Below are 26,762 nucleotides of genomic sequence, written 5' to 3'. Positions count from 1 at the left end.
GTACAGTAATGCGATTTTGAAAACGGATTCATAATTGTGTTGTACAGTTGGTTGTAAGGAGAGGGGAAACTATGGCAGAACAGACAGTCCGTGTAACCGTCGATGGTAAAGAATTTTCTGCATCAGGTGAAAAGACGATACTACAATTATTTAACGAGAGTAATTTGGAACATCCTCAAATTTGTCATGTACCAGAAGTAGATCCAATTCAAACTTGTGATACGTGTATTGTAGAAGTAAATGGAAAGTTATTGCGTGCTTGTTCAACGAAATTAGAGAACGGTATGCATATCGAAAGACAGTCCCAGCGTGCAAAAGAGGCACAGACTGAGGCAATGGATCGAATATTAGAAAATCATCTATTGTATTGTACCGTTTGTGATAACAATAATGGTAACTGTAAAGTCCATAATACAGTACATATGATGGGAATTGAGGAACAGAAATATCCGTATGAGCCAAAAGTAAGTGCGTGTGAAGTGGATATGTCACATCCATTTTATCGATATGATCCAAATCAATGTATTGCTTGTGGGCAGTGTGTAGAAGTATGTCAAAACTTACAAGTGAATGAAACTATATCGATTGATTGGAGCTTAGACCGTCCACGTGTTATATGGGACAATGGTGTAAGTATAAATGACTCATCTTGTGTAAGTTGTGGGCAGTGTGTAACAGTATGTCCATGTAATGCGTTAATGGAAAAAACAATGCTGGGTGAAGCTGGATTCATGACAGGATTGAAACCGGATGTGTTAGATCCGATGATTGATTTTGTAAAGGATGTAGAGCCGGGATATAGTAGTATTTTAGCAGTTTCAGAAGTAGAGGCTGCGATGCGTAAGACGAAAGTGAATAAAACAAAAACAGTTTGTACATTTTGTGGTGTAGGTTGTTCATTTGAAGTATGGACGAAAGACCGCCACATTTTGAAAGTGCAGCCTGTTTCAGATGCGCCGGTTAACGGTATTTCCACATGTGTAAAAGGCAAATTTGGATGGGATTTTGTAAACAGTGAAGATCGTATTACAAAGCCATTAATTCGCCAAGGAGATACGTTTGTTGAAGCTTCATGGGAAGAGGCTCTGGAAGTTGTTGCATCCAATATGCAGCATATTAAATCAGAATATGGAAGTGATGCATTTGGATTTATTTCTTCTTCGAAAGTAACGAATGAAGAAAATTATCTTATGCAAAAACTAGCCCGTCAAATATATGGAACGAATAATGTAGACAATTGTTCCCGTTATTGTCAATCTCCAGCAACAGACGGTTTATTTAAAACTGTCGGTATGGGCGGGGACGCTGGAACAGTGAAAGATATTGCGGAAGCAGGCCTTGTCATTATCGTTGGAGCAAATCCAACAGAAGGACATCCTGTACTTGCAACGCGTGTAAAACGTGCTCATAAATTACATGACCAAAAATTAATTGTGGCAGACCTTCGTAAACATGAAATGGCAGAGCGTGCGGATTTATTCATTCATCCGCGCCAAGGAACTGATTACGTATGGCTCGCTGGTATTACGAAATATATTATTGATCAAGATTGGCACGATAAAAAGTTCATAGCTGAAAATGTGAAGAATTTTGATGAATATAGCAAAATGGTAGAAAAGTATACGCTTGATTATACAGAAGAAATTACGGGGATTTCGAAAGAAAATCTGAAAGAAATGGCTCGTATGGTATATGAAGCAGATGGTACTTGTGTACTTTGGGGAATGGGTGTAACTCAAAATACTGGAGGAAGTACAACTTCAGCAGCAATTTCAAATCTATTGCTTGTTACGGGTAACTATCGTCGTCCTGGTGCAGGAGCATATCCATTACGCGGACATAATAACGTACAAGGCGCTTGTGATATGGCAACATTACCAAACTGGCTTCCAGGTTACCAAGCGGTTTCAGATGATGCGCTCCGTGCGAAATTTGAAAAAGCATACGGTACTACAATTCCGAAAGCACCAGGTTTAAATAATATTGCAATGTTACTTGCGGCAGATGAAGGAAAACTGCGTGGTATGTATGTTATGGGTGAAGAAATGGCTTTAGTAGATTCGAATGCCAACCATGTACAACATATTTTAGCGAATTTAGATTTCCTTGTTGTTCAAGATATGTTCTTATCGAAAACAGCTCGTTTTGCTGATGTTATTTTACCGGCAGCACCAAGCTTAGAAAAAGAGGGAACATTTACGAATACAGAGCGCCGTATTCAAAGATTATATGAAGTATTGAAGCCGCTTGGTGATTCAAAGCCAGACTGGTGGATTTTACAAAAAGTAGCTCGTGCACTTGGCGGGGACTGGAATTATGAAAGTCCAAGTGAAATCATGGATGAAATTGCATCGCTTGCACCTTTATATTCTCAGGCAACATACGATCGTTTAGAAGGATGGAATAGTTTATGTTGGGGTAGCCATGATGGTAGCGATACACCGCTATTATATGTGCATGGATTTAACTTCCCGGATAAACTAGCTCGTCTATCATTAGATGAATGGGTACCACCAGTTGTAGCGCCAGATGAGTATGATTTACTTTTAAATAATGGACGTATGTTAGAACATTTCCACGAAGGGAATATGACGAATAAATCGGCTGGTATTTTATCTAAAGTATCTGAAGTGTTCGTTGAAATCTCGCCTGAACTTGCCCTAGAGCGCAATGTGAAAGATGGTGGCCTTGTAGAATTAGCATCACCATTTGGGAAAATTAAAGTACAGGCACTTGTTACAGATCGTGTAACGGGGAAAGAGCTATATTTACCGATGCATGCAACGGTAAATGAAGAGGCAATCAATATTTTAACTGGAACGGCGACAGATCTTTATACGTGTACACCAGCGTATAAACAAACGATGGTAAAGATGCGTGTATTACGTGAAAAAGGGAATCGTCCGTTACCATCTTCAAACCCGAGAGATAAAAAGCGTAATCCGCAAAACGGTGTTGAAATCGAGCAAAAATGGCAAAGAAAACAATACGTATCACTTGTGGACTAGGGGGCGGAGATAGTGGCGAAAGAAATTACTATAATTAAAAAGAAAGTTGTAACAGAGGAAGAACAGAAACAGCAATTAGCAGATGAACTTCTAAATGAGCTATCTAATAATCGTGAAGCAGTAGAAGAAACGATGCAGCTTTTAGCACAGTTGCAGAAGGCTGGTATATTAGATGCAGCGATTAGTTTACTTGCTGCGAAGGAAGATGTTTCAAAAATCGCTGTGGAGCAATTAAATCGTGAACCAGTTAAAAATGCACTCAACAATATGATGGGGGCAGGAGAAGCGTTATCTTCAGTTGACCCAGAAATAACGAAGCAAATTACGTCCAGTTTAGTTACAGGATTGCAATTTGCAACAGATGAATTAAATAGTGGTAAAAAAACAAAAGTGATGGATTTCTTTAAAGTATTAAAAGATCCAGATATCAATAGAGCTATTACATTCGGTTTTAGCTTCTTGAAAGCATTTGGACAAGGGCTAGAGAAAAAATAGAATAAATGAAAAAGTGATGGGAAGTAGCCATCACTTTTTTCATTATATGTATAAGAGTGTTCATGTTAAGCGGAATATATTATTATTAAAAAGATGGATTAGAACTGGAAATATGGAATCCATCTCAAATATCGTTTTAGAATGTGGAGGAATATATGCAACACCGTAAAAAACTATCTATACCAGGAGTAATAGGACATTCCTTTCAAACAGTTAAATTTGCTTTTTGGAATGTATTAACTTTTCAACTTGCTTATAAATTATTAGCAGCGATTGTGTTTGTTCCACTATTTGGAATCATTTTTAATAAGTTATTGTATTTTGGTGGTTATGCAAATGCGACAAATGATGAATTATTAGCGTTTTTAAAGACGCCTTATGGGATCTTAGCAATCGTAATTTTATCATTGTTAGCACTGTTTCTTATCTTTACAGAATTTGCGGTGCTTATTATTATTTCGTATTTCGCTCATAAAAGACAGAAGGTGAAATTACGTCCGATTTTATATAAAACGGTAACGTATTTACCTACTCTTTTTACATATTGCTTACCAGGATTTATTTTATATGCTGTCGTATTGTTGCCTCTTTTAAATATGGGATATGAAACGGCATTAATCCCGCAAATTCAAATTCCTAACTTTATTACAGGAGAACTGTTTAAGACAACGATGGGACAAGTTGGTTATTACACGTTCTTTGCTGTAGTCGCGTATTTGAATCTTCGATGGATTTTCGTTCTACCTATTGTTGTTTTAGAGCAAAAACCATTTCGCGTGGCAGCACGTAAAAGTGCAACTTTAGTAAATGAAAGCTTTTTTAAAGTACTATTCTTTTTAGTAGGGTTTTTTATTTCAATTGGAATTGTATATGTCGTGTTTTTGGGAATATATTTATTGTGCCTATGGGGTGTTTATGAATTTACAAACCCGAAAGGAACATTTGCATTATTAGCTGAATCAACGATTTCTGTATTTTTAACGAGCACATTGTATTTATTCAGCTTTATCGTGACGCCATTTTATATTATGGCGATTACGCGATTATACTTACAAAAGGTACCGGTTGAGGATGTTTTATTAGAAGAAGGATTAGATTATTCGAAAACGAAAGCAGATAAATGTTTTTTCCAAAAACATCGTTGGAAATTCATTGGCGTATACATTGTAGGAATTATTACTGCCGGAATGGTCGTTGCCTTCATTGTAACGTTTATTTCAAATTCGTATAAAGAACCGATTATTATGGCGCACCGCGGGTATATATCAAAAGGCGTAGAAAATACGAAAGAAGCTGTGCAAGGTGCTATTGATGCAAAAGCAGACTACGCTGAAATAGATGTATTACAAACGAAAGACGGTGAACTAGCGGTTATACATGATTTGAAGCTGAAACGTCTCGCAAATGCCAATGTGCATGTGTCAGATTTAACGATGGCGGAGTTAAGGCAACTTACCCTTAGTCAAGATGGACTTTCAGGACAAATAAGTACACTTGATGAAATCATTAAGCTAGCAAATGGCAAAATCAAACTTAATATAGAAGTGAAGCTTCATGGGGGCGAAAAAGATTTTGTAAACAAAGTCTTAAAAACGATTAAAGATAATGAATTTGAGAAGCAATGTGTAATTCAAACGTTACACTATCCACTTATTAAAGAGTTTAAGCGTGCAAATCCAGATATAAAAGTAGGGTATATATTGTATGCAAGTAGAGCTAACTTAAAGAATGTGAAGGCTGACTTTTACGTAGCAGAAGAATATATGTTAAATAAGAAATTAGTAAAAGAAGCAAGGAAGTTAAACAAACCAATTTACGTATGGACAGTAAATGATATGGAAAATTTAAAGGCATATTATAAGTTGAACGTAGATGGTATCATAACCGATTACCCTGAAGATGCACGTGAAACAATTAAGATGTTAAAAGAGCAAGAAGCGGAAGAAAGTGATCTGTTTGATAAAATTACTGAAACGACAGATGATTTATTTTCTAAGTTATTTATAAGTTACCCAGCTGCTGGCTAAATGCTAGCAGCTGTTTTTTTGTGAAAAGAATATATCTCTAAAGTATTGAGTAAAGTAATAACTGTATATGTATACGTTATCGCTTAGGTTTCTTACATTGTTACATTATTGTCAAATAATAAATGATTGCTGTTTATTTTAAAGCAGTATAATAAAAATAGAGTGAAAGATAATGAAATGACACGAAACCCCTAATAGAATCAATGTTTTTTATATTTACACTATTCTAAATATAAAAACTTTAGGAAAATGGTATGTTAGCGTTTTCATAACTTTTAAGTTATGCTAGAATAAGGACATAAGTTATTAATTATTACAAAAAGAAAAAAGAATCTCTTTTTTCTGTTAATTATAAGGGGGCATTTCATTATGCGTATTGGGGTACCAGCAGAAATTAAAAACAACGAAAACCGTGTGGCAATGACACCAGCAGGTGTTGTACATTTAATTCGTAACAATCACGAAGTATTCATTCAAAAGGGTGCAGGTTTAGGGTCTGGTTTCACAGACGCTCAGTATGTGGAAGCGGGAGCAAAAATTGTTGATACAGCTGAAGAAGCTTGGAACATGGAAATGGTTATGAAAGTTAAGGAACCAATTGAAAGCGAATACAAACACTTCAGTGAAGGCTTAATCTTATTCACATACTTACACTTAGCTCCAGAGCCAGAATTAACAAAAGCTTTAATCGAGAAAAAAGTTGTTTCTATCGCATATGAAACAGTACAATTAGAAAACCGTTCATTACCATTACTTGCACCTATGAGTGAAGTAGCTGGTCGTATGGCTGCACAAATTGGTGCACAATTCCTTGAGAAAAACAAAGGCGGTAAAGGTATCTTACTTGCAGGTGTTCCAGGGGTTAAACGTGGTAAAGTAACAATCATCGGTGGTGGACAAGCTGGTACAAATGCTGCTAAAATTGCAGTTGGACTAGGTGCGGATGTAACAATCATCGACTTAAGTGCAGAACGTCTTCGTCAATTAGATGACATTTTCGGAAACCAAGTAAAAACTTTAATGTCTAATCCTTACAATATTGCAGAAGCTGTTAAAGAGTCTGATCTTGTAATCGGTGCAGTATTAATCCCAGGTGCAAAAGCTCCAAAACTTGTAACAGAAGAAATGATTAAATCAATGGAACCAGGTTCTGTTGTTGTAGATATCGCGATTGACCAAGGTGGTATTTTCGAAACAACTGATCGTATTACAACTCATGATAACCCAACTTATGAAAAACACGGCGTTGTTCATTATGCAGTTGCAAACATGCCAGGTGCGGTTCCACGTACATCAACTCTTGCATTAACAAACGTAACAGTACCATATGCAGTACAAATTGCTAACAAAGGCTACAAAGAAGCTTGCCTAGGTAACACTGCATTACTAAAAGGTATTAACACATTAGATGGCTATGTAACATTCGAAGCAGTTGCAGAAGCTCACGGTGTAGAGTACAAAGGTGCTAAAGAATTATTAGAAGCAGAAACAGTATCTTGCTAATAGAAGCATTATACAAAACAAAATCGAACAATATATAAAACAACATGATAAGAGCTAAGAGTGAAGATCTCTTAGCTCTTCTTGGCAAAAGGGGGCATACATCGTGGCCAACCTATTTAAAAAGAAATCCGTTACGCAATTGTTAGGGGAAAGTAAAAGTAAAACTTTGACGAAAACGCTAGGGGCATTTGACCTAACAATGCTAGGGATTGGTGCGATAATTGGTACAGGAGTTCTAGTATTAACTGGATTAGTAGCAGCAAGAGATGCTGGTCCAGCAGTTATTTTTTCATTCATGATTGCAGCCATCGTTTGTGGATTTGCAGCATTATGTTACGCAGAGGTTGCTTCTACACTTCCTGTTTCAGGTAGTGTGTACACATACTCATATGCAACAATTGGTGAGTTTGTAGCTCATTTAATGGGATGGACATTACTATCCGTATATGTTGTAACGACTGCCGCAGTAGCTGGCGGATGGACTGGTTACTTCCATAACTTAGTGAGTGGATTAGGGCTTGAAATTCCAAAAGCACTGTTAACGATTCCGTCTCAAGGTGGTATAGTGAATTTACCAGCAGTTATCGTTACATTAGTTATAACTTGGTTATTATCAAGAGGTACGAAAGAAAGTAAACGAGTGAATAACATAATGGTATTAATTAAAATTGGTATCGTTGTTTTATTCATTGCAGTTGGTGTATTCTACGTGAAACCAGAAAACTGGATACCATTTGCACCGTATGGTTTAAGTGGAGTTTTCGCGGGGGGAGCAGCAGTATTCTTTGCTTTCTTAGGATTTGATGCATTAGCAACTTCTGCTGAAGAAGTAAAAAATCCGCAACGTGATCTACCGATTGGTATTATCGCTTCGTTAGTCATTTGTACAATCATTTATGTTGTAGTTTGTCTCGTTATGACGGGTATGGTTTCATATAAAGAGCTAGATGTACCGGAAGCGATGGCGTATGTGTTAGAAGTTGTAGGACAAGATAAAGTAGCTGGTATAATCGCAATTGGAGCTGTAATTGGTATTATGGCAGTAATTTTTGCTTACATTTATGCAACGACACGTGTATTCTTCGCTATGAGCCGTGACGGTTTATTGCCAGAATCTTTCGCGAAAATTAATAAAAAGACAGAAGCACCAACATTTACAGTTTGGTTAACAGGAATTGGTAGTGCTTTAATTGCTGGATTTATCGATTTGAAAGAATTGTCGAATTTAGCGAATATTGGAGCGTTGTTAACATTTGCGATGGTTGGTGTGTCAGTTATTATTCTTCGTAAAACACATCCAAAATTACAACGTGGATTTATGGTACCACTTGTACCGATCTTGCCGATTATTTCAATTGCATGTTGTCTATTCTTAATGGTAAACCTACCATTAAAAACATGGATGTACTTCGGTGCTTGGTTAGCAATCGGAGTAGTTGTATACTTTGTTTATTCGAAAAAACATAGTCATTTAAAAGACGATGGAAGTTCGCAGGATAATTTAGAACAAGCTAATTAAAGGGATATAAACACAGTAAGCCTTGTGCGTCTAGGGAGCGCGCAAGGCTTTTTCTTTTGTTGAAATAAAGGGAATGTATATTATTTTGTCGAATTTTTCTGTCGGAATATGAAAAAAGGGTGGGATCGAAATGGAAGAAGCAAAAGTTGTTGTTGGAGCAGAGGGTTATAATAATAACCCTGGTTGGTTACATACGAATGAAGAAGAATTAAATTTATTACGGAGAGAAACTTGGCTTGATAAATTTCAACCTAATTCTTTATCAGTAATTTTGGCAGAACATGTATGGGAGCATTTATCATATGAAGAAGGAATTGAAGCTGCAAAAATTTGTTATGAGTTTTTAATGGAGAATGGATATATTCGTTGTGCAGTACCAGATGCATTTTTTCCAGATGAAGAATATCAGCAAGGGGTACAAGTAGGTGGACCTGGTCCATTAGATCATCCTGCAGCAAGTCATAAAATTGTTCATAGCTATAAAACAATCACGTCCATGTTTGAATCAGCAGGTTTTCAAGTAAGGCTCTTAGAATACTGTGATGAGAATGGTAAGTTTCACTATAATGATTGGAATGAGAAAGATGGATTTATTTATCGTTCGAAACGTTTTGACCATAGAAATCGGGATAATCATTTAGGATTTGTTTCTTTAATTGTGGATGCGGTGAAAAATGAAAAGTAAGTAAAAAGGGGTGTGCGAATTGTGCATCCTTTTTTGTATGAGAATATAGAGAGTGCGGAAAATATGTATACGACTTATTAAAATGTGAACGGAATGTTCATAAAAAAAATTCAGATTTCATTGACACATATGAGTGGGCGCTCATATAATAAGAGTATAAAATATATGAATGATTGTTCATATGTTCAATTAAAGAGGTGAGCTATAATGGCTGGAAATAAAGTAGAAACACCACAAGAGACATGTTCTCAAACGATAATTCATGAAGAAGTTGTAGAGCAAGTAAAACAAACAATTCCAACTGATGAAAGTTTAAGTAAAGTAGCAGAACTATTTAAAGTATTAGGTGACCGTACACGTACGAGAATATTACATGCGCTATTTGAAGCTGAAATGTGCGTTTGTGATTTAGCTTATTTATTAGGAATGACACAATCATCTATTTCGCATCAGCTTCGTGTGTTAAAGCAAGCGAAACTTGTGAAGAATCGTAAAGAAGGAAAGGTTGTTTATTATTCGTTAGCTGACCAGCACGTAATTCATATCTTCGAGCAAGCGTTTGAACACGTAAACGAAGAAGAATAAAAGAACGCGAGGAGGGAGAACGATGGCTGAAGCATTGGTGAAAAAGAAACTGATGTTAGAAGGTTTAGATTGTGCGAACTGTGCAATGAAAATTGAAAAAGGTGTTGGGAATATAGAAGGAGTAAATTCTTGTTCTGTAAACTTCGCAACAAAGACAATGATCTTAGAAACAGCACAAAATAAAGAAAACGAAGTTGTTACGGAAGCAAAACAACTCGTTACAAAATTAGAACCGCATATTAAAGTTCAAGAAGAACAAAAAAATAAAATTGCTAAAGAAGTATTTATATTAGAAGGTTTAGATTGCGCGAACTGTGCAATGAAAATTGAAAATAAAGTGAAGGAAATGCCAGCTGTCTCAGAAGCAACTGTTGATTTCGTATCGAAGAAATTACGAGTAGAAGTTGCGAATAAAAGAGAACTAGAAGCGACTGTAGCAAATATAACAAATGTCGTTCAAAAGTTAGAACCAGATGTGAAAGTTGTTCGTGAAGAGAAGAACGGTCATGACCACGGACATAGTCACGATCATGGTGAAGCAAATGTGAAAAAGATGGTAGGGAGATTAGTGGTCGGCGGAATTTTGACAGCAATTGCTGCATTAGCGGGCTTACCACAAATGGTAACAATTCCGTTATTCGTCCTTGCTTATTTATTAATAGGTGGAGATATCGTTTGGAGAGCGATAAGAAACATAACTCGTGGCCAAGTATTTGATGAAAACTTCTTAATGGCAATTGCAACTGTAGGAGCTTTTGCAATTCAACAATATTCTGAAGCTGTAGCAGTAATGCTATTTTATCAAGTAGGAGAACTATTCCAAAGTATTGCGGTAAACCGCTCCCGAAAATCAATTACTTCATTAATGGATATTCGTCCTGATTATGCGAATGTAAAGGTTGGAAATGAAACGAAGCAAGTATCACCAGAAGATGTACAAATTGGCGATTATATTATCGTTAAGCCAGGTGAGAAAGTGCCGTTAGACGGAAAAGTAATTGAAGGAACATCAATGGTAGATACTTCAGCATTAACAGGTGAATCTGTACCACGTGAAGTAGAAGTTGGAAATGATGTATTAAGTGGCTTTGTGAACCAAAATGGTGTGTTGACAATTGAAGTTACAAAAGAATTCGGTGAATCCACTGTATCGAAAATTTTAGATTTAGTTCAAAATGCAAGCAGTAAAAAAGCACCAACGGAAAACTTTATTACGAAGTTTGCACGTTACTACACTCCAGTTGTAGTTATTACAGCGGCGATCATGGCGTTTATTCCACCACTTATTTTAGAAGGAGCTACATTCTCTGAGTGGATTTATAGAGCTTTAGTGTTCTTAGTAATCTCTTGTCCATGTGCGTTAGTTGTATCCATTCCTCTTGGATTCTTTGGAGGTATTGGCGGTGCATCTAAAAGTGGTGTGTTAGTAAAAGGTAGTAACTATTTAGAAGCTTTAAATGATGTAAAATATATTGTTTTTGACAAAACAGGAACATTAACAAAAGGTGTTTTCAAAGTTACAAAAATGGAACCGAGCGAAGGTACTACAAGTGAAGAGTTATTAGAGTATGCGGCATTTGCTGAAGTATATTCTAACCATCCAATTGCCCAATCTATTCGAAAGGCATATGGAAAATCAATTGATGAAAAAATAATCGATGATTATAACGAAATTTCTGGTCACGGTACAGTCGTAAAAGTACAAGGAAAAGAAATTTTTGCAGGTAATGCAAAATTAATGAGAAAAGAAAATATTGAATTTAAGCAACCAGAAACAGTAGGTACATTAGTTCACGTTGCTGTAGATGGAAGATATGCAGGTTATATTGTTATCTCTGATGAGGTAAAAGAGGATTCGAAACAAGCGATTCAAAAGTTAAAAGAACTAGGTATTAAAAAGACAGTAATGTTAACTGGTGATGCAAAACCAGTTGGTGAAGCTGTCGGTAAAGAATTAGGCTTAGATGAAGTTCATGCGGAATTACTACCACAACAAAAAGTAGAAGAGATTGAAAAAATTGATGCAGCGAAGCACGGAAAAGAAAAAATTGCCTTCGTTGGTGACGGTATTAACGATACACCAGTATTAGCCCGTGCAGACGTTGGTATTGCGATGGGTGGTTTAGGATCAGATGCAGCAATTGAAGCGGCAGACATCGTTATTATGACTGATGAGCCTTCAAAAATTGCGACAGCTGTAAAAATTGCAAAACGTACAAGAAGTATAGTGTGGCAAAATATCATCTTTGCTCTAGGTGTAAAAGGGATCGTTTTATTACTTGGTGCTTTTGGTATTGCAACAATGTGGGAAGCTGTTTTCTCAGATGTTGGTGTGACACTACTTGCAGTGTTAAATGCAATGCGTGTATTAAGAGTGAAAGATTTATAAAAAAGAGGACGCGACCCGCGTCCTCTTTTTTATTGGTGATTTTGTTGAAATTGACTCAATAAAATAATACCAAATATTATTTTACTTTTAAATATCTTTATATTAAAATTTACAAATAAAATACATTCGTCTTATTCTTTTAATATATTTTTTACAAATATCCATATAGTATTGAAAAAACAGAGAAGGGGAAACTTCTCTGTTTACTTTTGTATGTTTTTTTCGACTTGTTCTCGAACTGTTTGAATGTAATTCATTTTATGATCCCAGCACTCTTGGCTTAAATCGACAGGGTATTCTTCAGGATTTAAAGTTCGCATATATTCTTCCCAAAATAGAGAGAGACTCTGTTCATTATATTTTTGAATATCTAATATACTTGGTAGTTCATATGTTCTTTCACCGTTAACGAAAATATCTTTATGCAGTTCACGGGCTTCAAAGTTTGTTACGAATTTACTTATATATGTGTGAACTGGATGGAACATTTTTAAGCGCTCTTCTTTTCCAGGTTCTTCAGAATCTAATGCAATATAATCGCCTTCTGCATGATCGTTTACCCGATTGATAATACGATAAATTCGTTTCAGTCCTGGAGTGGTAATTTTTTCAGGGTTAGATGAAATTTTAATCGTATCATTTAATTTTCCGTCAGTATCTTCAATCGCAACTAGTTTGTAAACAGCCCCCAATGCAGGTTGCTCAAAGGACGTAATTAATTTTGTCCCAACGCCCCATACGTCAATTTTTGCTCCTTGAGATTTAAGGTGCATAATTGTATATTCATCTAAATCGCTAGAAGCGATAATTTTTGTATTTGTAAACCCTGCTTCATCTAATAGTTTTCGTGCCTTTTTCGATAAATAAGCCATATCACCACTATCAAGACGTATGCCATAGAAATCAATACGATCCCCAAATTCTTTTGCAACACGAATCGCATTTGGAACACCAGATTTCAATGTGTCATATGTATCAACGAGAAAGACGCACTTTTTATGAGTTTCAGCGTATTTTTTAAACGCGACGTATTCATCGCGATATGCTTGAACGAAAGAGTGAGCGTGTGTGCCAGCTACAGGAATCCCAAAGCGTTTCCCAGCACGAACGTTGCTTGTAGAGGAGAAACCACCAATAAAGGCAGCACGCGTCCCCCAAAGGGCAGCATCGAACTCATGGGCACGTCTTGTGCCGAACTCTAAAAGCTCATCATTACTTGCAGCATGTTTCATACGTGCTGCTTTTGTGGCAATTAATGTTTGGTAATTCACAATATTTAAGAGGGCAGTCTCAATAATTTGTGCTTCACCAAGTGGTGCATCAACACGTAATAAAGGTTCGTTATTAAATACAACTTCGCCTTCTTGCATACTGCGAATCGTCCCAGTGAATTTCATATTTTGTAAATAATGAAGGAATTCTTCTTCAAATTGTAATTCTGCTAAATAAGCGATATCGCTTTCAGTAAAACTGAAATTTTCTATGTACTCTACAATTTTCTCAAGGCCAGCAAAAACAGCGTAGCCGTTCTCAAATGGAAGCTTTCGAAAATATAAATCAAAAACAGAACGGCGATTATGAATACCATCTTTCCAATATGTATAAGCCATGTTGATTTGATATAGGTCTGTATGTAAGGCATAACTATCGTCTTTATAATGAGTCATCGCGAGAACACCTCCATAATTTGGTTATAGTATACCAATTTTTCACCATTCGTAGCAAAGAAGAGATATTGATGTGAAGTCAAGAGAGAAAAAAATGAAATTATGCATATTTTTTAGAAAATTTATATTTATCAATTTATATTTCTCCAGATTTTATGTATTATTAGAGTAATGGGGGTAATGAGAATGGAGGAGGACAATGCAACAAACATTAGAAAAAATAGGCAAACAAGTCTTTTATAAACGGCTACAGCAAAAAATGACACAAGAAGAATTATGTCAGGGCATTTGTTCTGTCTCATACTTAAGTAAGATTGAAAATGGAAAGATTGAAGCATCAGAAGAAATTCTACAATTGCTCTGCGCAAGATTAGAAATTGCCGTGACGGATTTGAGGGATGTAGAAGAAGATGTGAAGGGGAAGCTGGATGAATGGTTGAATGCACTAGTTCATTTAGACAAGCAACAAGTAGAACGTATATATGAAGAGTTGCAAGGTGAAATGAAGCATGTGTTGGATTTTGAAATTATAAATTATTATAAACTGCTGTATACACGTTATTTAATTATGAAAAGGGATTTTCCTGCTGTCGAAAAAGAGTTAGAGAGCTTAAAGAAGATGTACAAAAAGTATTCACCATTCCAAAAATTATTATATACGTATAGCAAAGGGTTATATTATTTTTTACAACATAGATATAAGAAGGCATTGGAGTATTTGACTCGAACAGAAGTAATGGCAAAGGAACAAGGTTATCATGAGAATGGAATATATTTCAATTTGGCTCTTGTTTATAATGAATTAGAAGTTGAACATATGACTTTACATTTTGCTAATGTAGCAATGGAAGGATTTAAGAATGAATATAAATTCCGTTATGTGATAAATTGCCAGTTACTTATTGCGTTGAGTTATATACAAAAAAAGCAATATAATGAAGCACTATCTATTTATAATAATATTTTGAGGGAAGCAAATTCTTTTGCTGATAAAGAAAGTATAACAGCTATTGCTTTAAATAATTTAGGCTTCTTGTACTATAACTTAAAAGATTATGCAAAAGCAAAAGATTATTATTTACAATGCCTAAAGTACAAAAAGGAAGAGGATTTAAATTATATTGATGCAGTGTATGAGATCGCTTTGCAGTGTATTGAATTAAAAGAATTTGAAGAAGCGAAAGATTGGATTAATAAAGGGATAGATGTTGCCAAGAGGGATGAAAAGTATAAAAGTATGCTATATATACTTTCAATGCTTAAGAATAAATACTTTGAAACGAAAGATGTTTATAAAAGATTTTTAGAAGTTGAGGCAATCCCATTTTTTAGAGGCGAAGAAAATAAAAAGGAATTAAAAATGGTGTATTTAGAACTAGCAGGATATCACGAGGAATTACTAGAATTTAAGGAAAGTAATAACTACTATAAATTAGCAATTAATTTATTAGAAGAAAAGGGAGGAAAATAATATGAAAAAAATAATTATTGGTGCTTTGGCTTTGGTAGCTGTATTAGTGGTATTGGAACCGCAATATGCTTGGACATCGGATATTTATGGTCAAGGAGAAAAAGTAGTAGAATTAATAAATTCTTAACAGAAACCCCTTTCCAACAGGAAAGGGGTTTTTCAATATTTGTTCCTCAAAATTCTACAAAACTTGAGAAAAAAATTATTTGAATTTTTAGTATATTAATAGTGGAAACATAATGCTAATATGAAACTACTCTTTTTCAAAAAAAATTTTTATTAGGGGGAAGGTTCATGAAAAAGAAAAGTTTAGCGTTAGTGTTAGCGACAGGAATGGCAGTTACAACGTTTGGAGGGACAGGCTCTGCATTTGCGGATTCTAAAAATGTGCTCTCTACGAAGAAGTACAATGAGACGGTGCAGTCACCTGAGTTTATTTCTGGTGATCTAACTGAAGCAACTGGCAAGAAAGCAGAATCTGTTGTGTTTGATTACTTAAACGCAGCAAAAGGTGATTACAAGCTAGGGGAAAAGAGTGCACAAGATTCTTTCAAAGTGAAACAAGTGAAGAAAGATGCTGTAACTGATTCAACAGTAGTACGTATGCAACAAGTTTACGAAGGAGTGCCTGTATGGGGTTCTACTCAAGTAGCTCACGTAAGTAAAGACGGTTCTTTAAAAGTATTGTCTGGAACAGTTGCACCTGATTTAGACAAAAAGGAAAAGTTGAAAAATAAAAATAAGATTGAAGGCGCAAAAGCAATTGAAATCGCGCAGCAAGATTTAGGGGTAACACCGAAATATGAAGTAGAACCAAAAGCGGACTTATATGTATATCAAAACGGTGAGGAAACAACATATGCATATGTTGTAAATCTAAACTTCTTAGATCCAAGCCCAGGAAACTACTACTATTTCATTGAGGCAGACAGCGGTAAAGTATTAAATAAGTTTAATACAATTGATCATGTGACGAATGATGATAAGTCACCAGTTAAGCAAGAGGCTCCTAAACAGGATGCGAAAGCTGTTGTAAAGCCTGTAACAGGAACGAATAAAGTAGGAACTGGTAAAGGTGTATTAGGAGATACGAAGTCGCTTAATACAACGTTATCTGGATCATCTTACTACTTACAAGATAATACACGCGGGGCAACGATTTTCACATATGATGCGAAAAACCGTTCAACATTACCAGGAACATTATGGGCAGATGCAGATAATGTTTTCAATGCAGCGTATGATGCAGCAGCAGTAGATGCTCATTACTATGCAGGTAAAACATATGATTACTATAAAGCTACGTTTAATAGAAATTCTATTAATGATGCAGGAGCACCGTTAAAATCGACAGTTCATTACGGAAGTAATTATAACAATGCATTCTGGAACGGATCACAGATGGTATACGGAGATGGTGATGGTGTAACGTTTACTTCATTATCTGGTGGAATTGATGTAATTGGTCACGAGTTAACGCATGCTGTTACGGAAAATAGTTCAAATCTAATTTATCAAAATGAATCTGGGGCTTTAAATGAAGCGATTTCTGATATCTTTGGTACTTTAGTAGAATTCTATGATAACCGTAACCCGGATTGGGAGATTGGTGAAGATATTTACACACCTGGTAAAGCAGGAGACGCACTTCGCTCTATGAGTGATCCTACGAAGTATGGTGATCCAGACCATTATTCTAAGCGTTACACTGGTTCAAGTGATAACGGTGGTGTTCATACAAACAGCGGCATTATTAATAAACAAGCTTATTTATTAGCAAATGGTGGTACGCATTATGGTGTAACTGTAACTGGTATCGGTAAAGATAAATTAGGTGCGATTTACTACCGTGCAAATACACAGTATTTCACGCAATCTACTACATTTAGTCAAGCTCGTGCTGGTGCAGTACAAGCTGCTGCAGACTTATATGGTGCAAATTCTGCTGAAGTAGCAGCAGTTAAGCAATCATTTAGTGCTGTTGGTGTAAACTAAGGCTTTAAGGAAGAGCTAGTAATAAAATACCTCAAAAATAAAGAAGGAGCATAGGCTCCTTCTTTATTTTTTTCTCCATTTTTTCCACAAATAAAACAATCCAATAACGCCTGCGATTGTTACAACCCACTTCGCTTCATTTGTTCCGTTCATGACTTGGTATGCCGAATATACTTCAATCAATAAGGCCGGTATTTTACCTATTGTACTGGCAATACTGAAGGAGAGTAATGACATTTTCCCTAGAGCTGCAAATAAAGTCACGATACTTGATGGGATGAAAGGTATCAATCGAAACGATAGAACGAGTAGAAAGGCCTCTCTACCTTCTACATAAAGAAGACGCTCTACCTTTGGGTACTTATTTACTTTATCGTGAGTGAACTTTTGAAGGCCCAGGCGGTAAATATAAAACGAGATAATAGCCCCTAAGGCCTCACCTGTGATCGAAATGATTGTGCCATTTGTTACACCGAAGAGCTGTATATTAATGGCGGTTAAAAAGATGCTAGGAATAACACCTAAAAGACTAATGATGATGTTAATTAAGATACTAAGTGGAATTGCGATTGAATAGTATTCTGTTAAGAAATTTTGAATCGTTTCAGCCATTGTTTAAAATCCTTTATCTTTTTTTGCATTACACCATATTTCGATTGTATAGGCAAGGGAAAATTTACATAATGTAGAAAAACGTTGATAAGAAGGGGTCTTGATACCTTATATAGGTATTAGGTATATAAAAATAGGGGTATTTTAAATCGTTTTGAAAAACAGTATAAAACCCTTTTTATAAAAGGGTTTTATAATTATATTATTGGTGATTTTATTCGGGAAATAATTATAAAATATAGGGGGTATATATTATAAAAGGCGAAAAATAGAGGGTTGATGAAATTGCGCGGGTAAATATGGAAAAATAGATGAAAAAAATGAAAACTGATAGATTTTTTCGTTGTGAAATTGACTTTTAGTGAAGTTGCGATAATAATCATGGAAGAGGTGATATGATGAAACGAATAAGTAGTCTTTTCTTCAGTAGTTTATTGGCATTAATGCTGATCTTAAGTGGATGTGCAGGAAAAGAACAAAAAACAGAGAAACAGACAGGTAATCAAGCTACATCGGTAGAAAAAATTAGTGATAATATTTTAGATGAAATGGAAGGACCACCTAAAAATGGTCATACGATTGAAAGACATGTAGGCAAGTCAGAAGAGGATTTGAAGAATCGCTTGAAGACAGATAAAGTGTCAGCCGCAAGTACATACTATGATAAAGAAACAGCGACGAAAGCTGTAAAAGATAGCTTGAAGCAACATGACAAGGAAATTCAAGATTGGTTAAAAAATTCTAAAGAGGCTCGTCTCGTAGTAAATACAACTCATTCATTCCCTGTTGGAAAAACGGTAATAAAGAAAAATATGAGTGTAAAAGACAAGTTGGTAAAAACTGTTACTGTTTTAGCAAGAGATAAGTCAGGGGAATTAGGGTTTAAGATTATTACTTCTTATCCATCTGATAAATAAGAAGGGGGAGTACATTATGTATATGACATTACAATACTTTCTTAAATCGTACTGTACGTTAAGTATTTATGAGGATGAAATAGTAAGCGTGATGGAAGAGTTTATTGAACAAGAAGACGAAGAAATTGTTTTGAAATTACGTGATGAATTAATAAATATGAAGAAAAAGAACGCGTGGGAAGAGGCGTGTGTATTAGCTGCGAAGCAAGGAAATCGTATGTGGTCTTTAGAAGAAACGAAAGACCATCTTGAAACTTTTTTACTATTACTGCAAAAGAAAAAGGCGTGATTTAATCACGCCTTTTTCTTTATACTATTCGGTTGATAGTATCTATTCCTTTGGAGCGCTTTTATATACGCTTTTTGAAATTTGTCCATTTGATATTACTTCCCCGTTTTGTGTTACTTTTTTATACGTAACCGCTGTGATTTTATCACTAGTTCTACTAATTACTTGAGAAGAAACTTCAACATTTTTACCAGTATTTGTACCGAAAATGCGTGTAGTAATACTACCTCCATTTGAAAATGCTTGAATATAAATATGATTGCCTGTATTATTTTTAAATTTTAAATCTGGACCATAATCTGCTACTGCTGCATCTTGCCCAAGTGGTAAATAATTTACTGGCATAGAATGATTGCTTCGAGAAACAATTCCTAAATCAGCCCTTAAAGCTGCGCTGTATAAAGTACTACTGACTTGGCAAACTCCTCCGCCTGCACTTTGTATTACTTTACCTTGTGAATATACTGCTGCAGATTTGTAACCATGTGCAGCATCAGTTACGCCAACGCGGCCGTTAAAACTAAATGTTTCATCAGGTGCCACAATAACCCCACTTAAAGTATTAGCTGACTTATTTACGTTAAATGATTGATTTCCGTTACGGCCAGCCATTGGAGTAGAATATTCAGCAATGACTTCTTTAATACCCATTTTCTGTATATCTTCTGTAGAACGTTCTGGTTTTATGAATGTAACTGGTAATGTAACATCTGATTTACCAGTAGTAATAGCTTCGTTTGTTAAACTGTTTAGTTTTCCTTTATCAATTTTTTCTCCGTTTTGGCTTTGACTAACATTTACTGTTGAGCCTTCAATGCTTAATTCTGCATTAACAGGATTTTTTAATGTTGCATTATATTTATCTTTTATAAAGGTTTCATAAGCTGTTGCATTTAATTGTGGTGTTAATTTATAGTCACGTTTTAATTCACCGTTTTCAGCTTGCTTGCGCATTTTGTAACGATTCATTACGTTTCCTTTTTGTTCTTTGAAGATTTTGTCAATAATATCTTTCTCTTTATAATTTACCCCTAAATCTTTCCATGTGTAAGTTTGTTTATCGTTTTGGAATATGTAGGTAAGGGATTTTTGATCTAATTCAGTTACCCTTTGATTAATAATTGCTTGAATATCTTTCTTATTTTTTCCATCGAGAGAAATACCTTCAAATGTAGTATTTGGTAATGCAGTAGTATCTAATTGATTATTTAATTTGGATACATATTGATATCCTCCAACACCGCCTACACAAAGTAATATGCCCCCAGCAATTGCAGAACCAATCAGTATTTTACTTAGCTTCATTTATTTCCCCCCAGAAATTTATGTATAAATATATGTATTACATTTTTTGTATAAAAATGATGAAAATAACATTATGTACGTACTAGTATACTATTATTTTCACTGTGTGTGTAATGTTTTCATAAAAAATGTTACATAGCTGTAATAATTGTCACTTCTTGTCACAATGTGTATGAAAAATATGTTGAAAAATATAATAAAAAGGCTGTCTAGAATGATCTAGCAGCCTTTTTATTATAATTTTTTATGTTCATTTTTATTCGTAACACCGAGATGTTTTTGAAGGGTAGTTGAAATAGTATCGACGCTTTTTTCATTTGGCACGTAATAATAAATACCACCTATATATTTATCTGTACCTTCTACTTGCATTTTTTCCATCTTTAAATTTGAATCCATTGAATTTTTTGTAATTGTCATCATATCATCAAAAGTTAAATTGGTTTTTAAGTCTTTATCGACAGCGTCTAGTAGGCCACCGATTTTATTAATGGAATTAAGAGATAGTGCCTTTTCAGCAATGGCCTCTAATACAAGCTGTTGTCGTTGGCCACGCATATAATCACTATCGATGTGACGAGTTCTAGCTAGTGCCAGTGCCTCTTCTCCATTTAAATGTTGACGTCCTTTTTTTAGATGAATTGCATCTGCTTCATCTTTACTATTTTGCTCTGTGAATTCAACTGGAACGTCCACAGTAATGCCACCAAGAGAATCAACAATTTTAATAAAGGATTTAAAATTGAATTTTACATAATAATCAACTGGAACATCTAAAAAGTTCTCTACCGTATCAATTGTGCTGTCTACACCACCGAATACGTGCGCATGTGTGATTTTATCGTATTTATCACGTGATTTAATGTAGACGCGTGAGTCACGTGGAATGCTTACAAGTTTAACGGATTTATCGTTTTTATTAATTGTTGCAAGTAATAACGCATCTGTTCGAGTTGCTTTTCCATAATCTTTTTCCCTAATATCACTTTCATCAACACCCATAATTAGTACGGAAATGTTGTCGGTCATAGGTTTAACAGCTTTTTCACGTTTACTGGACTTTTCTCCTCGACCTAGTTCAGCATAAGCATTATTTAAGACGGACTTTGCTTTACTGTATATATGGAAGGAGTAGCCTCCTGCTCCAAGTGCTACAATTAGTAATGGAATAAGAAGGAACCAAAGTAGGCGTTTTTTCTTTGAGCGTCCTTTTTTGGCTCGCGTATCGTTGTTCGTGTCGGATTTCATCATTTTTTCTCCTTTAAAACTATCAAAGTGTATACATTTAGAAGTGTATTCAAACACATAAAAAATATTTTACGCTAAATAAAAGCGATTGTACATGTATAAAAAATAGATGTCTTGATTATTTATCCCGTATTAACGAGCAGTAAAACGCCCACCTCAAAGTCCAGTGAATACAATGAAGTTAGGTGGGAGATAACTGCCCGTAAATACCCGATTGATGAAGGCTAATAATCAGAGTGGGGATAGCCCCACTCTGATTAAAGTTTCACTTTATAAGACACCTATTCGTTATTGTATACAAAAGATAGGGATAAGAAAATGATAAAATTTTACCTAATTACAACATAATGCTTACGATAATTGCAGATAAAATACTAACGAGAGTAGCTCCATATAGTAATTTAAGGCCAAACCTCGCAACAACGTTTCCTTGTTCTTCGTTTAGTCCTTTTACCGCACCTGAAATAATACCAATGGAAGAAAAATTGGCAAAAGATACAAGGAAAACAGAAATAATACCAACTGTACGGGGAGAAAGGCTATTAGAAATTTTACTAAGGTCCATCATTGCGACAAATTCATTCGTTACAAGCTTCGTTGCCATAATGCTACCAGCTGCTACAATTTCAGAGCTTGGTACACCGATAAGGAATGCGATAGGTGCAAATACGTAGCCAATTAATTGTTGGAACGTAATACCGAATATAATGAGGAACAAGTCATTAATACAACTAATTAATGCGACAAATCCGATGAGCATAGCGCCGACAACAATGGCTACACGAAAACCATCAAGAATATATTCTCCAAGCATTTCAAAAAAGCTTTGTTTTTCACCTTTGATTTCTAAAATATCTTCGTCATCTTTAACGTCGTAAGGGTTAATGATGAGTACGATAATAAAACCGCTAAATAAATTGAGAACGAGTGCAGTTACTACATACTTAGGTTCAATCATTGTCATATAGGCACCTACGATAGACATAGATACGGTTGACATAGCGGAGGCACAAAGTGTATAAAGACGGTGTTTTGGAATTTGAGCTAATTGCTTTTTCACTGTAATAAAAACTTCTGATTGGCCGACAATGGCAGAAGCGATAGCGTTGTAAGATTCTAATTTCCCAAGACCATTTATTTTACTAAGAAAGTACCCGATCCAACGAATGAAAAATGGTAGTATTTTGAAATGTTGTAATATACCAATTAAAACAGAAATAAAGACGATTGGTAATAATACAGTAAGGAAAAATGGCATTTCACCTTTATTTGCAAGACCACCAAATACGAAATTTATTCCATTAGCAGCATACTCGAGTAGCTTTGTAAACAAACTGGAAATGATTCTAATAAGTATGAGGCCGATTTCTGTATTTAATAGTAAATAGGTTAAAATTAACTGTATAATAAGCATGATAAAAATTGGTTTAAATTTAATATGCTTCTTATTATTGCTAGCAATATAAGCGAGCAAGAAAACAACAATTAATCCGACGAAAAAAGTAATGAATTTCATGGTAAGCCCCCTAAAAGAGATATTCTGCTATATATGTTTTTCATTTCAAGGGAGAATATGCATCTTTGGTAAAGAAAGGAATAGAGAGAGTATGAATATATGTAGAGTGCATCACGTTGCAATTATTTGTTCGAATTATGAGACGTCAAAGGATTTTTATACTAGAATATTAGGGTTTAAAGAAATGAATGAAGTATATAGAAAGGAACGAGATTCTTATAAATTAGATTTATGTGTAGGAGAAGAGTATCAAATCGAATTATTTTCATTTCCAAATCCGCCTGAGCGCAAAAGTTTTCCAGAAGCAGCCGGTCTTAGACATTTAGCATTTGCTGTTACAAATATAGAAGAAGCTGTGAAGCATTTAAATCAATGTGGTGTTGAGACCGAACCGATCCGTATTGATGAAATAACGGGGAAGAAATTCGTCTTTTTCCAAGACCCTGATGGTTTACCTTTAGAATTGTATGAGGTTTGAAAATTGGTGGATTTTATATAGAGTTGCTTTCCAATAATTGAAGAAACTAAAGTGAAACTTCTTTTTAAAAGGAGGTGTAACTTTAGCTAAGAAAGCTAAAGAGCATATGTGGATATTTTAAAATTATTGATGGTAGTCATTCTTATTGGGTTAACAGCATTTTTTGTGGCTGTTGAATTTGCAATTATTAAGGTACGTAGCAGTCGTATTGATCAACTCGTTAGCGAAAAAAGACGAGGTGCACTGGCCGCTAAAAAGGTAACTACAAATTTAGATGAATATTTATCGGCCTGTCAGCTAGGTATTACAATTACTGCTTTAGGGCTCGGGTGGTTAGGGGAACCAACCATTAAACATTTACTCGAGCCGTTGTTTTTAAAATTGCAATTCTCACCTACAATTTCCAGTACAGTTTCATTTATTATTGCCTTTGCAGTAATTACATTTTTACATGTTGTCATTGGGGAACTTGCTCCAAAGACATTTGCTATACAAAAAGCAGAACAAGTTAGCTTATTGTTATCGAAACCACTTATTTATTTTTACCGAGTTATGTATCCGTTTATTTGGGCTTTGAATGGTTCAGCGAGGGTTGTAACTGGTTTATTCGGATTACATCCAGCTTCTGAACATGAAGTAGCTCATTCAGAAGAAGAATTAAGGTTAATCTTATCTGAGAGCTATGAGAGCGGAGAGATTAACCAAAGGGAATTTAAATATGTAAATAATATTTTTGAATTTGATAATAGAGTAGCAAAAGAAATTATGGTACCTCGTACGGAAGTTGTAGGCTTATATGAGGACGAACCATTTGAAACACATATTAAAGTAATCGCGCAAGAAAAGTACACGAGATATCCTGTATTTGGTGAAGATAAAGATGAAATTATTGGGATGGTTAATGTAAAAGATTTATTTATTCGTTATATGGATGGTAATCGGGACGAGGAGTGCTCGATTATGCCATATACAAGGCCAGTTATTGAAGTGCTAGAAAATATTCCAATTCATGATTTACTATTACAAATGCAAAGAAAACACATTCCATTAGCTGTATTGTATGATGAATATGGTGGTACAGCAGGGATTGTTACACTAGAAGATATTTTAGAAGAAATTGTTGGAGAAATTCGAGATGAATACGATGAAGATGAGAATCCACCTATAGAGCATGTAAGTGAAGGCTATAAAATCGTAGAGGGAAAAGTGCTTATTAGTGAAGTAAATGATTTGCTTGGCATACATTTAATTGCTGATGATGTAGATACAATTGGTGGCTGGATTATGGTACAAAAACAAATCGTTGCTGAAGGAGATATTATTGAGAAACACGGTTTTTATTTTAAAGTCCTTGAAAAGGATATGCATCAAATTAAACGAGTGGAAATAAGGAAAGTAGGAGAATGATTTTCTATAAACTTTAATAAAAAGGATATACAGAAAAATAAATGTTTGCGCTTTCAAAAAAGGTACTATATAGTGAAGGTGGATACTGAAAAATTCTTCTGAATGATACTCGTGTTTTTAGAGGGCGGATTTTTTGGATAAGGATTTAGAATGAAAAAGTATAGGTGATAAAAATGATAGCAACGAAGGATATACGTATAGAAAAAGATTTTTTAGGTGAAAAAGAAGTACCAAGTGCAGCTTATTATGGTGTACAAACATTACGTGCTGTAGAAAACTTCCCAATTACAGGATATCGCATTCATCCATCACTCATTACAGCAATGGCAATTGTGAAAAAAGCGGCGGCACTTGCGAATATAGATACTGGTTACTTAGCTAAAGACATTGGACATGAAATTGCAGAAGCAGCGCAAGAAATTGTTGATGGAAAGTTTCATGATCAATTTATCGTGGACCCTATTCAAGGCGGAGCCGGAACTTCTATTAATATGAATACAAATGAAGTAATTGCGAATAGAGCGTTAGAACGTATGGGATATGAAAAAGGTGCGTATGCGAAAATTAGCCCAAACACTCATGTGAACATGGCCCAATCAACGAACGATGCGTTTCCAACAGGGATTCATATTGCAACTCTTATGATGTTAGAAAAGCTTCTTATTACAATGGAAGAACTTCATTCTGCTTTTCGTAAAAAAGCAAAAGAGTTTGATCACGTTATTAAAATGGGACGCACACATTTACAAGATGCAGTTCCAATTCGCCTTGGACAAGAATTTGAAGCGTATAGCCGAGTGCTTGCGCGCGATATAAAAAGAATTAAACAGTCTCGTCAACATTTATATGAAGTGAATATGGGGGCGACAGCTGTTGGTACAGGATTAAATGCAAATCCTACGTATATTGAACAGGTGGTAAAACATTTAAGAACGTTTAGTGGGTTCCCACTTGTTGGTGCAGAGCATTTAGTTGATGCAACGCAAAATACAGATGCATACACAGAAGTATCTGCAGCACTTAAAGTATGTATGATGAACATGTCTAAAATTGCAAACGATCTTCGTATTATGGCGTCTGGGCCACGTGTTGGGTTGGCTGAAATTCAATTGCCAGCACGTCAGCCAGGTTCATCGATTATGCCAGGTAAAGTAAATCCAGTTATGGCAGAAGTGATTAACCAAGTCGCATTCCAAGTAATTGGAAATGATCATACAATTTGCCTAGCATCAGAAGCGGGACAATTAGAGTTAAACGTAATGGAGCCTGTGCTTGTATTTAATTTAATTCAATCTATTAGTATTATGAATAATGGATTCCGTGTATTCCGTGAATATTGTATTGAAGGAATTACAGCAAATGAAGAATTGCTGAAGCAATATGTTGAGAAAAGTGTTGGAATTATTACAGCAGTTAATCCTCATATTGGTTATGAAGCAGCATCTCGTATTGCACGTGAAGCGATTGAAACAGGAAAATCTGTTAGGGAGTTATGTTTAGAGCATGGTGTACTGACAGAAGAGGAATTGGATATTATTTTAGATCCATTCGAAATGACTCACCCTGAAATTGCTGGAGCTTCTTTATTAAAAAATAAAGAAATGTAATGTGAAAAACACCGATCCATTTGGATCGGTGTTTTATTT

Annotated in this window: 21 protein-coding genes; 16 read left to right on the top strand and 5 right to left on the bottom strand. The window is 35.2% G+C overall.

Annotated features, from left to right (window positions below):
- Nucleotides 1–71 precede the first annotated feature (71 nt).
- The 8 genes from fdhF to AC22L0_RS25900 all read left to right on the top strand — a co-directional run bounded on the left by fdhF (nt 72) and on the right by AC22L0_RS25900 (nt 12,211).
- Nucleotides 72–3,008, top strand: a complete 2,937-nt coding sequence (gene fdhF / locus AC22L0_RS25935) for a formate dehydrogenase subunit alpha (RefSeq protein WP_000840676.1) — start codon at nt 72–74, stop codon at nt 3,006–3,008.
- A gap of 12 nt (nt 3,009–3,020) precedes the next feature.
- The gene (locus tag AC22L0_RS25930) at nt 3,021–3,503 is read left to right on the top strand and encodes a helical membrane plugin domain-containing protein (RefSeq protein ID WP_001040507.1); all 483 of its coding nucleotides are present in this window, start codon (nt 3,021–3,023) and stop codon (nt 3,501–3,503) included.
- Nucleotides 3,504–3,658: 155 nt separating this feature from the next.
- Nucleotides 3,659–5,530 (top strand): glycerophosphoryl diester phosphodiesterase membrane domain-containing protein, encoded by a 1,872-nt coding sequence (locus tag AC22L0_RS25925; protein WP_098023259.1) that lies wholly within the window; start codon nt 3,659–3,661, stop codon nt 5,528–5,530.
- 369 nt (nt 5,531–5,899) lie between these two features.
- Nucleotides 5,900–7,033, top strand: coding sequence for an alanine dehydrogenase (ald, locus tag AC22L0_RS25920; protein ID WP_001219744.1), 1,134 nt, complete (start codon nt 5,900–5,902; stop codon nt 7,031–7,033).
- A 103-nt stretch (nt 7,034–7,136) separates the two neighbouring features.
- On the top strand, nt 7,137–8,552 hold the full coding sequence (locus AC22L0_RS25915) for an amino acid permease (RefSeq protein ID WP_001284887.1): 1,416 nt from the start codon (nt 7,137–7,139) through the stop codon (nt 8,550–8,552).
- A 130-nt stretch (nt 8,553–8,682) separates the two neighbouring features.
- Entirely contained in the window at nt 8,683–9,237 is a 555-nt protein-coding gene (locus AC22L0_RS25910; RefSeq protein ID WP_000390572.1) for a class I SAM-dependent methyltransferase, read from the top strand.
- 207 nt (nt 9,238–9,444) lie between these two features.
- A complete protein-coding gene (locus AC22L0_RS25905) occupies nt 9,445–9,822 on the top strand; it encodes an ArsR/SmtB family transcription factor (RefSeq protein WP_000918378.1) in 378 nt (125 codons plus the stop codon).
- Between the two features lie 22 nt (nt 9,823–9,844).
- The gene (locus AC22L0_RS25900) at nt 9,845–12,211 is read left to right on the top strand and encodes a heavy metal translocating P-type ATPase (RefSeq protein WP_000796560.1); all 2,367 of its coding nucleotides are present in this window, start codon (nt 9,845–9,847) and stop codon (nt 12,209–12,211) included.
- A 203-nt stretch (nt 12,212–12,414) separates the two neighbouring features.
- Here the strand turns inward: AC22L0_RS25900 and AC22L0_RS25895 are convergent, their stop codons facing one another.
- Entirely contained in the window at nt 12,415–13,878 is a 1,464-nt protein-coding gene (locus tag AC22L0_RS25895; protein ID WP_000150184.1) for a nicotinate phosphoribosyltransferase, read from the bottom strand.
- 199 nt (nt 13,879–14,077) lie between these two features.
- On the opposite strand from AC22L0_RS25895, the gene AC22L0_RS25890 reads away from it, so the two are divergent.
- The 3 genes from AC22L0_RS25890 (at nt 14,078) to AC22L0_RS25880 (ending at nt 17,344) form a co-directional block, all read left to right on the top strand.
- Nucleotides 14,078–15,349, top strand: coding sequence for a helix-turn-helix domain-containing protein (locus AC22L0_RS25890; protein WP_001187937.1), 1,272 nt, complete (start codon nt 14,078–14,080; stop codon nt 15,347–15,349).
- 1 nt (nt 15,350) lies between these two features.
- Entirely contained in the window at nt 15,351–15,476 is a 126-nt protein-coding gene (locus AC22L0_RS25885; RefSeq protein WP_000720172.1) for an NprX family peptide pheromone, read from the top strand.
- A 167-nt stretch (nt 15,477–15,643) separates the two neighbouring features.
- On the top strand, nt 15,644–17,344 hold the full coding sequence (locus AC22L0_RS25880; RefSeq protein WP_000730369.1) for a M4 family metallopeptidase: 1,701 nt from the start codon (nt 15,644–15,646) through the stop codon (nt 17,342–17,344).
- 63 nt (nt 17,345–17,407) lie between these two features.
- Here the strand turns inward: AC22L0_RS25880 and AC22L0_RS25875 are convergent, their stop codons facing one another.
- Nucleotides 17,408–17,956, bottom strand: a complete 549-nt coding sequence (locus AC22L0_RS25875; RefSeq protein ID WP_044584122.1) for a TVP38/TMEM64 family protein — start codon at nt 17,954–17,956, stop codon at nt 17,408–17,410.
- Between the two features lie 398 nt (nt 17,957–18,354).
- On the opposite strand from AC22L0_RS25875, the gene AC22L0_RS25870 reads away from it, so the two are divergent.
- Entirely contained in the window at nt 18,355–18,873 is a 519-nt protein-coding gene (locus AC22L0_RS25870; protein ID WP_000822695.1) for an RNase A-like domain-containing lipoprotein, read from the top strand.
- Between the two features lie 16 nt (nt 18,874–18,889).
- Nucleotides 18,890–19,162 (top strand): hypothetical protein, encoded by a 273-nt coding sequence (locus AC22L0_RS25865; protein WP_087964842.1) that lies wholly within the window; start codon nt 18,890–18,892, stop codon nt 19,160–19,162.
- Between the two features lie 42 nt (nt 19,163–19,204).
- Here AC22L0_RS25865 and AC22L0_RS25860 read toward each other — a convergent pair whose 3' ends face one another.
- The 3 genes from AC22L0_RS25860 to AC22L0_RS25850 all read right to left on the bottom strand — a co-directional run bounded on the left by AC22L0_RS25860 (nt 19,205) and on the right by AC22L0_RS25850 (nt 23,231).
- A complete protein-coding gene (locus AC22L0_RS25860) occupies nt 19,205–20,467 on the bottom strand; it encodes a VanW family protein (RefSeq protein WP_087964844.1) in 1,263 nt (420 codons plus the stop codon).
- A 234-nt stretch (nt 20,468–20,701) separates the two neighbouring features.
- Nucleotides 20,702–21,718: an LCP family protein gene (locus AC22L0_RS25855; RefSeq protein ID WP_001986019.1), complete on the bottom strand. Its 1,017-nt coding sequence runs from the start codon at nt 21,716–21,718 to the stop codon at nt 20,702–20,704.
- 334 nt (nt 21,719–22,052) lie between these two features.
- A complete protein-coding gene (locus tag AC22L0_RS25850) occupies nt 22,053–23,231 on the bottom strand; it encodes a NupC/NupG family nucleoside CNT transporter (RefSeq protein ID WP_000668870.1) in 1,179 nt (392 codons plus the stop codon).
- Between the two features lie 91 nt (nt 23,232–23,322).
- Between AC22L0_RS25850 and gloA2 the strand changes: the two genes are divergently transcribed.
- The 3 genes from gloA2 (at nt 23,323) to aspA (ending at nt 26,723) form a co-directional block, all read left to right on the top strand.
- Nucleotides 23,323–23,709 (top strand): SMU1112c/YaeR family gloxylase I-like metalloprotein, encoded by a 387-nt coding sequence (gloA2, locus tag AC22L0_RS25845; RefSeq protein ID WP_001017679.1) that lies wholly within the window; start codon nt 23,323–23,325, stop codon nt 23,707–23,709.
- Nucleotides 23,710–23,817: 108 nt separating this feature from the next.
- Nucleotides 23,818–25,116, top strand: coding sequence for a hemolysin family protein (locus AC22L0_RS25840; protein ID WP_061655584.1), 1,299 nt, complete (start codon nt 23,818–23,820; stop codon nt 25,114–25,116).
- Nucleotides 25,117–25,289: 173 nt separating this feature from the next.
- On the top strand, nt 25,290–26,723 hold the full coding sequence (aspA, locus tag AC22L0_RS25835) for an aspartate ammonia-lyase (protein ID WP_000562129.1): 1,434 nt from the start codon (nt 25,290–25,292) through the stop codon (nt 26,721–26,723).
- Nucleotides 26,724–26,762 lie beyond the last annotated feature (39 nt).

Source organism: Bacillus sp. LQ01 (genome assembly GCF_057624735.1).
The sequence above is the reverse complement of the archived record's forward strand: the minus strand, read 5'-3'. Positions and strand labels throughout refer to the sequence as shown.